At 66.0% G+C, this 6,811-nt stretch carries 6 protein-coding genes; 3 read left to right on the top strand and 3 right to left on the bottom strand.

What is annotated here, in order from left to right; all coding sequences use genetic code 11:
- The first annotated feature begins 186 nt into the window (after nt 1-186).
- Entirely contained in the window at nt 187-549 is a 363-nt protein-coding gene (locus KPL57_RS20840; RefSeq protein WP_226352853.1) for a hypothetical protein, read from the top strand.
- A 43-nt stretch (nt 550-592) separates the two neighbouring features.
- Here KPL57_RS20840 and KPL57_RS20835 read toward each other — a convergent pair whose 3' ends face one another.
- Complete coding sequence (locus KPL57_RS20835; RefSeq protein WP_226352852.1) at nt 593-1,654, bottom strand: protein rep; 1,062 nt, start codon at nt 1,652-1,654, stop codon at nt 593-595.
- A 616-nt stretch (nt 1,655-2,270) separates the two neighbouring features.
- Nucleotides 2,271-2,732 carry a hypothetical protein gene (locus KPL57_RS20830; protein ID WP_226352855.1) on the bottom strand — a complete coding sequence of 154 codons (462 nt, stop codon included), beginning with the start codon at nt 2,730-2,732 and terminating at the stop codon, nt 2,271-2,273.
- A gap of 515 nt (nt 2,733-3,247) precedes the next feature.
- On the opposite strand from KPL57_RS20830, the gene KPL57_RS20825 reads away from it, so the two are divergent.
- Together KPL57_RS20825 and KPL57_RS20820 are read left to right on the top strand one after the other, a co-directional pair.
- Nucleotides 3,248-3,814 (top strand): hypothetical protein, encoded by a 567-nt coding sequence (locus KPL57_RS20825; protein ID WP_226352854.1) that lies wholly within the window; start codon nt 3,248-3,250, stop codon nt 3,812-3,814.
- Nucleotides 3,815-4,847: 1,033 nt separating this feature from the next.
- Nucleotides 4,848-5,210, top strand: a complete 363-nt coding sequence (locus KPL57_RS20820) for a hypothetical protein (RefSeq protein WP_226352853.1) — start codon at nt 4,848-4,850, stop codon at nt 5,208-5,210.
- Nucleotides 5,211-5,253: 43 nt separating this feature from the next.
- Here KPL57_RS20820 and KPL57_RS20815 read toward each other — a convergent pair whose 3' ends face one another.
- The gene (locus tag KPL57_RS20815; RefSeq protein WP_226352852.1) at nt 5,254-6,315 is read right to left on the bottom strand and encodes a protein rep; all 1,062 of its coding nucleotides are present in this window, start codon (nt 6,313-6,315) and stop codon (nt 5,254-5,256) included.
- Nucleotides 6,316-6,811: the final 496 nt, after the last annotated feature.

Genomic DNA, 6,811 nt, shown 5'->3' with positions numbered 1-6,811 from the left:
CCGCACCTCCCGGGAGAGCAGCCACGGCCCCACCTGCGGCGGAGCACGCTAGACACTTAGCCCGGCTAAGTGGGTGTCGCAAACAGTCCGGTCCACGCCCCGAGGGGCGCGGTCGCTGCGCTAGGCCAGGACCGCCCCGCCGCGTCCGCGAGTACCTACGCGGGACGGTCAGCGACACTGGCCCCCATGGCCAAAAAGCCCAATCGGCGTCGACCTGGGCGCGACCTCCGACGTCGACACGCACTCGCTCATCGCGGCACCGCCACCACACCGAACAGCGGCGCTGACGACGACCTCGACGCCGTCGACTGGGAAGCCGAGCGGCAGCACTGCCCGCTCGATGACCACTGCGCAGGCTGCGACCGCACCGACAACCTGCGCACCGTGATCTCCGTCTTCGGAGACGAAGACTTCAACTTCAATACCGCAGAGGTCGCCTGCGCCACCACGTGCCCCGAGCACGACGGCGTCAGCTTCCTGCGCCTGCGCGACATCGGCCCCGGCAGGTTCGCCGCCCGCGTCCGGGCACACCAACGACACCGCACCTAGACCAGGAGCAGGCCCAGCGTCGTTCCGTGCGGACGGAACACGCTCAGGGCGACATACATCGATGTCGCTCTCGCTCTACCCGTTCGAGTTCGAACTGCTCCTCGCCAGCACCGGTCAGGTCCAGACCTATACCTCGCTGGTCGAACCAGGCGACCACGGCGGTCCAGCCGCCATGTCGTCCGGCGCGGCGTAGTGAGTCGAACTCGTAGGCCACCGTGGACGACCAGTCGCGGGAGGACATCGTCGCCCCGGTCCGGTTCCCCAGGACCCCGGCGGCGGCGATCTCCTCGTCGGTCTTGTCCTCCCCCGGCTCGCCATCGGTCAGCGGACCTTCGATGCCCAGCTCACGGGCCTTCTCAGCGAACCAGGGCCGCATCGGGAACGGGGCCTGACGCAGCCCCAGGTCCGTCGCGGTCTCACACCACTCCCGCCAGACCCGCAGGTCAGTCTGCGCCTGCTCATCACCGAGCTTGCCCTCGACCTGCGCGACCCCGATGTGCTCGACGATCTCCGCCGGAGTCCGATGCCTGTGACCGACCTCACGTCCCTTCCTGTCCTGGGACCGGCCGTTCTTGAACACACCCCCGACCGCTTCCAGCGCGAGCTTGAACGGGTACTTCCCGTAGCTCTTCGCCTGCCCCGGGCCGATCACCTTCACATCCAGCCCAGCGGACTCCCCGTTGACCGACGCGATCGCCGTCGCCCCGTGCTTGGACAGCCCAGCGACCCAGCGGTCCCACATCGGCGCGACCGCCTCCCGCGCCGCATCTTCGCTGATCACGCCCTCCACCAGGAAGAACACGTGATAGTGCGGGTGCCAACCGTGCTCGTCACCATGAGTGCACTCGAACGCCCGGATCACACCCTTCACCATCCGCGTCCCCGCCTCCGACGTGACCGGGAACATCGCCACGCCCAGATTCAGCAGGTCAGCTTCGTACGGGCGCTTCGATCGGAGCGCCTGCCACCCCGCCCGCTGCGCGACCAGCAGGTCCCGCAAGGACTCGCCAGCGTGGTGCTGCAACGTGAATGTGGCCAACACCACAGAGTTGCCCAGGTGTTCCCACACCTCGAAGGCCTGCGACAGCTCCCCAGCCCGGTGCACCGCGATCCGCGCACCACACGGCAAACACGAGTGCCACGACCCGCACGTCTTCACCCCATTGACCCCGACCTCCACCTGCCCCTCACCCTTACACGGCGCAAATGTGACTCCCATCTCATTAGAGCCCTCCTCCGAGGCATACCGGCGGCACGCCCGCACCTTCTTCAACGGACTGTGGCGCCACTCCACCCCGGTGTGCAACGCCCACCGAAGATCAGCACTCGTCGGCTCCTCCTCAACCTCCCAGTCCAGTTCCGAAGCACCCTCAACAACGCTCTGACCTGCGGTGGCACGGCACGTTCCTGTGTTCCCAAGCGGGGCGCCTACGGCGCCCCCGGGGCTGCCCGCCCGGCCTCCTGCCTCCGGCCCGGCCGGACGGGCAGCCCCGGACACGGACACCGAGACAGCACCAGCCACGACACGGTGGCCTTCCACCGCGCCGCCGCAACGGTGCTCGCCACCTGCGAGGAGCGGAGTTACGATCTGACCTGCCACGTCGGCCTGGTCCTCTCTTCTTGCTTGCTTGGACTCGGACTAGCCGCCGTGAGAACCCCCAGGGGCCTCAAACCTGGGGGTTCTTTGCATTCAGCGACGACCAGGGATGACCTTGGCCCATTCATGCCGCTTCGTTGCGAAGGCGCACCGCTACGGCAGCAATCTCGTCCCAATACCGGGCATAGTCGGACTCCTCCGACGGCCCGGGCAGACGTGGACCCCGGACCCGAGCCAGGGCGGCGGCCGGCATTTCGAGCAGGGCGATGCCGGGGCAAGCGTGTGCGTGCCCAGCGGCCAGTCCGCGGGCATCCTGGTGGAGCATCGGTATAGCCTCCCGATCAGCGACCCGGAAGCTCATCCGAAGCCCGAGCTGACCACGCTGGAAGCCGCCGAGGATCGAGGCGTCAGCGCGCTGGGTGATCTTGTCAGCACGCTCGGGCATCTCCTCAAGGCGACGATCCATCTCCTCGACGAGGCGCTGCAGCGCGTCACGGTGCGCAAGAACATCGCGGGTACCAGTGCTCTGCCACCCCCGATGATGGGTGCCGTCGTCACACCCAGCGATCAACAACATCACGATCACCGGCAACCGATACGAGCTGGTCTACGAGCTACCAGCCAACTAGCCCCCAAAAAAGATGCCTCCGGCGGCCCCTCCGGGGAGGGCCTCCGCTCCCGCAGCAGCCGAGGACCCCTCACCCCAGCACCGGGAGAAGTAGAAGAAGGAACAGCTCCGGGTGGAGCTGCGCCCACATCGGCCCCGAAGGGCAGCACGGCCGCCGCAGGACCCGCAAGCCTGGACAACTCAGCCGCCGGCCGAGATCAGATGTTGCGGGCCCTACGACAGCCGTGCAGGCGCAAGCGCGCCGACGTGACCGCAGCCCCACCCTCCAAGCCACAGCTGCGGTGTCGTCGTATCGACGACCACCCGAGCATCAACCACACATTGACTCACCCCACTTTAAAGAAAAACACCAAATACCACCAAAAAGGACGAACCCCCCAAACGCCCACCATCAAAAACAGCTCACGGTAACAGGATAACTACGCTACGCACTTCCCCTTGACTGAGAGTGACCCCCGTGTTTGCATGCCGCCATGCAAACACAGAAACTTGCACGCTCCCTCGCCACCAGCGCATTCATTGCCGCCCTTGCAATTGGTTCAACCGGCGGAATCGCCGCAGCAGACACTCCGCGCCCCGCCAACGCTCCAGCAGGAATCAGCCAGTCCGCTGCACCCACATTCAGCTTCAACAAGGTAAACGACTCAGAAGGAGTCGTAACACTCAAGGACGCAAAGTTCGTCACAGACGGAATCCACACCTCCGTCGTGGATAACCACGGAAAGACTCTCGAAGTCCTTCCCGTCAAGGTCACCCAGGGCGGAAAGACCGTCACCCTTACTTACACCCTAGATAGCGACCATAAGGCCACCGTCCACAGCTCCACCAGCGACAATAGTCAGGTCAACGGGTACAAAGAGTGGTGGAGGTGCGCCCTCGGTACAATCGGCGGAGCAGTAACCGGCGGATTTGCCGGTGCGGTAGCTATCAGTGCAGCTGGATCCGTTATTCCCGGAGCCGGCACCGCGGCTGGAGCCGTCGGCGGAGGAGTTATCGGCGCAGTTGGCGGCGGAAGCACCGCAGCCGCTGCTTCATGCTGACCCTGTCAACTAACTTAACGCGCCAAGGATAAGGACAAGGATAAAGACAAGCTAACAATCTAACAAGAAAGTTAAAACAATGAGACGCCCTCGCCTGTGGGAAGTAATTACCCCTTTTGCTAGTGCGGCACTATGGCTCATCATTGAGCTAATTATTGATATACCGATCACAAAGGCAGTAATTTCCCCACTATTTATATTTCCGCTCATCCTCGGGGTCGTCTTCTTGATTAACTACTTTGCACGGCGACCCCGCAATCCACCTGACTAGCCGAGAACCCCTCACCCCAACACCGGGAGAAGTAGGAGAGAGACGGCTCCGGGTGGGGCTGCGCCCACGTCGGCCCCACAGGCCGTTCAGGGGCCGCAAACCTGGCAAGACGACCCCACCGGACCCCCGGCATGTTGCGGCCTCTGACGGCGGCTCCGCGCGCCGACGTGACCGCAGCCCCACCCTCCAAGCCACAGCTGCGGTGTCGTCGTATCGACGACCACCCCAACGTCAACCACCCGTTGACGCCCGCGTTTTCCTTAAGAAAACACCTAACTCGCTGCGCGGTGAACCGACACCAAGCGGTCGGACCGCACCCCGCCCCCAGCGGGGGAGGACCGGAAGCGGCGCGGCAGCACCCGATCCGTCCGCACGAAACCTCGCACCCGACCGACGGTCATCAGAGGATGCATAGGTCCTGTGGCCCGTAGAGCGGCGACACCGCCGACAGGACAATCCCGCTAGACAGCGCTAGACACCGGTCGCCTCGAGCCGACCCAACTCAAGGCTCGACAGCCCGCCACACCTATGCATCATCTGATGATCTTCGGTTCCGTACGGACGTTTCGCCTCCAGCCGCACCTCCCGGGAGAGCAGCCACGGCCCCACCTGCGGCGGAGCACGCTAGACACTTAGCCCGGCTAAGTGGGTGTCGCAAACAGTCCGGTCCACGCCCCGAGGGGCGCGGTCGCTGCGCTAGGCCAGGACCGCCCCGCCGCGTCCGCGAGTACCTACGCGGGACGGTCAGCGACACTGGCCCCCATGGCCAAAAAGCCCAATCGGCGTCGACCTGGGCGCGACCTCCGACGTCGACACGCACTCGCTCATCGCGGCACCGCCACCACACCGAACAGCGGCGCTGACGACGACCTCGACGCCGTCGACTGGGAAGCCGAGCGGCAGCACTGCCCGCTCGATGACCACTGCGCAGGCTGCGACCGCACCGACAACCTGCGCACCGTGATCTCCGTCTTCGGAGACGAAGACTTCAACTTCAATACCGCAGAGGTCGCCTGCGCCACCACGTGCCCCGAGCACGACGGCGTCAGCTTCCTGCGCCTGCGCGACATCGGCCCCGGCAGGTTCGCCGCCCGCGTCCGGGCACACCAACGACACCGCACCTAGACCAGGAGCAGGCCCAGCGTCGTTCCGTGCGGACGGAACACGCTCAGGGCGACATACATCGATGTCGCTCTCGCTCTACCCGTTCGAGTTCGAACTGCTCCTCGCCAGCACCGGTCAGGTCCAGACCTATACCTCGCTGGTCGAACCAGGCGACCACGGCGGTCCAGCCGCCATGTCGTCCGGCGCGGCGTAGTGAGTCGAACTCGTAGGCCACCGTGGACGACCAGTCGCGGGAGGACATCGTCGCCCCGGTCCGGTTCCCCAGGACCCCGGCGGCGGCGATCTCCTCGTCGGTCTTGTCCTCCCCCGGCTCGCCATCGGTCAGCGGACCTTCGATGCCCAGCTCACGGGCCTTCTCAGCGAACCAGGGCCGCATCGGGAACGGGGCCTGACGCAGCCCCAGGTCCGTCGCGGTCTCACACCACTCCCGCCAGACCCGCAGGTCAGTCTGCGCCTGCTCATCACCGAGCTTGCCCTCGACCTGCGCGACCCCGATGTGCTCGACGATCTCCGCCGGAGTCCGATGCCTGTGACCGACCTCACGTCCCTTCCTGTCCTGGGACCGGCCGTTCTTGAACACACCCCCGACCGCTTCCAGCGCGAGCTTGAACGGGTACTTCCCGTAGCTCTTCGCCTGCCCCGGGCCGATCACCTTCACATCCAGCCCAGCGGACTCCCCGTTGACCGACGCGATCGCCGTCGCCCCGTGCTTGGACAGCCCAGCGACCCAGCGGTCCCACATCGGCGCGACCGCCTCCCGCGCCGCATCTTCGCTGATCACGCCCTCCACCAGGAAGAACACGTGATAGTGCGGGTGCCAACCGTGCTCGTCACCATGAGTGCACTCGAACGCCCGGATCACACCCTTCACCATCCGCGTCCCCGCCTCCGACGTGACCGGGAACATCGCCACGCCCAGATTCAGCAGGTCAGCTTCGTACGGGCGCTTCGATCGGAGCGCCTGCCACCCCGCCCGCTGCGCGACCAGCAGGTCCCGCAAGGACTCGCCAGCGTGGTGCTGCAACGTGAATGTGGCCAACACCACAGAGTTGCCCAGGTGTTCCCACACCTCGAAGGCCTGCGACAGCTCCCCAGCCCGGTGCACCGCGATCCGCGCACCACACGGCAAACACGAGTGCCACGACCCGCACGTCTTCACCCCATTGACCCCGACCTCCACCTGCCCCTCACCCTTACACGGCGCAAATGTGACTCCCATCTCATTAGAGCCCTCCTCCGAGGCATACCGGCGGCACGCCCGCACCTTCTTCAACGGACTGTGGCGCCACTCCACCCCGGTGTGCAACGCCCACCGAAGATCAGCACTCGTCGGCTCCTCCTCAACCTCCCAGTCCAGTTCCGAAGCACCCTCAACAACGCTCTGACCTGCGGTGGCACGGCACGTTCCTGTGTTCCCAAGCGGGGCGCCTACGGCGCCCCCGGGGCTGCCCGCCCGGCCTCCTGCCTCCGGCCCGGCCGGACGGCAGCCCCGGACACGGACACCGAGACAGCACCAGCCACGACACGGTGGCCTTCACCGCGCCGCCGCAACGGTGCTCGCCCACCTGCGAGGAGCGGAGTTACGATCTGACCTGCCACGT

This window comes from Pseudonocardia sp. ICBG601, assembly GCF_020496245.1.
The sequence above is the reverse complement of the archived record's forward strand: the minus strand, read 5'-3'. Positions and strand labels throughout refer to the sequence as shown.

What these genes read in the sequence shown, in the direction of transcription:
- KPL57_RS20825 (WP_226352854.1), top strand. Translation starts at nt 3,248, where the DNA reads ATGCAAACACAGAAACTTGCACGCTCCCTCGCCACCAGCGCATTCATT.
- KPL57_RS20820 (WP_226352853.1), top strand. Translation starts at nt 4,848, where the DNA reads ATGGCCAAAAAGCCCAATCGGCGTCGACCTGGGCGCGACCTCCGACGT.
- KPL57_RS20840 (WP_226352853.1), top strand. Translation starts at nt 187, where the DNA reads ATGGCCAAAAAGCCCAATCGGCGTCGACCTGGGCGCGACCTCCGACGT.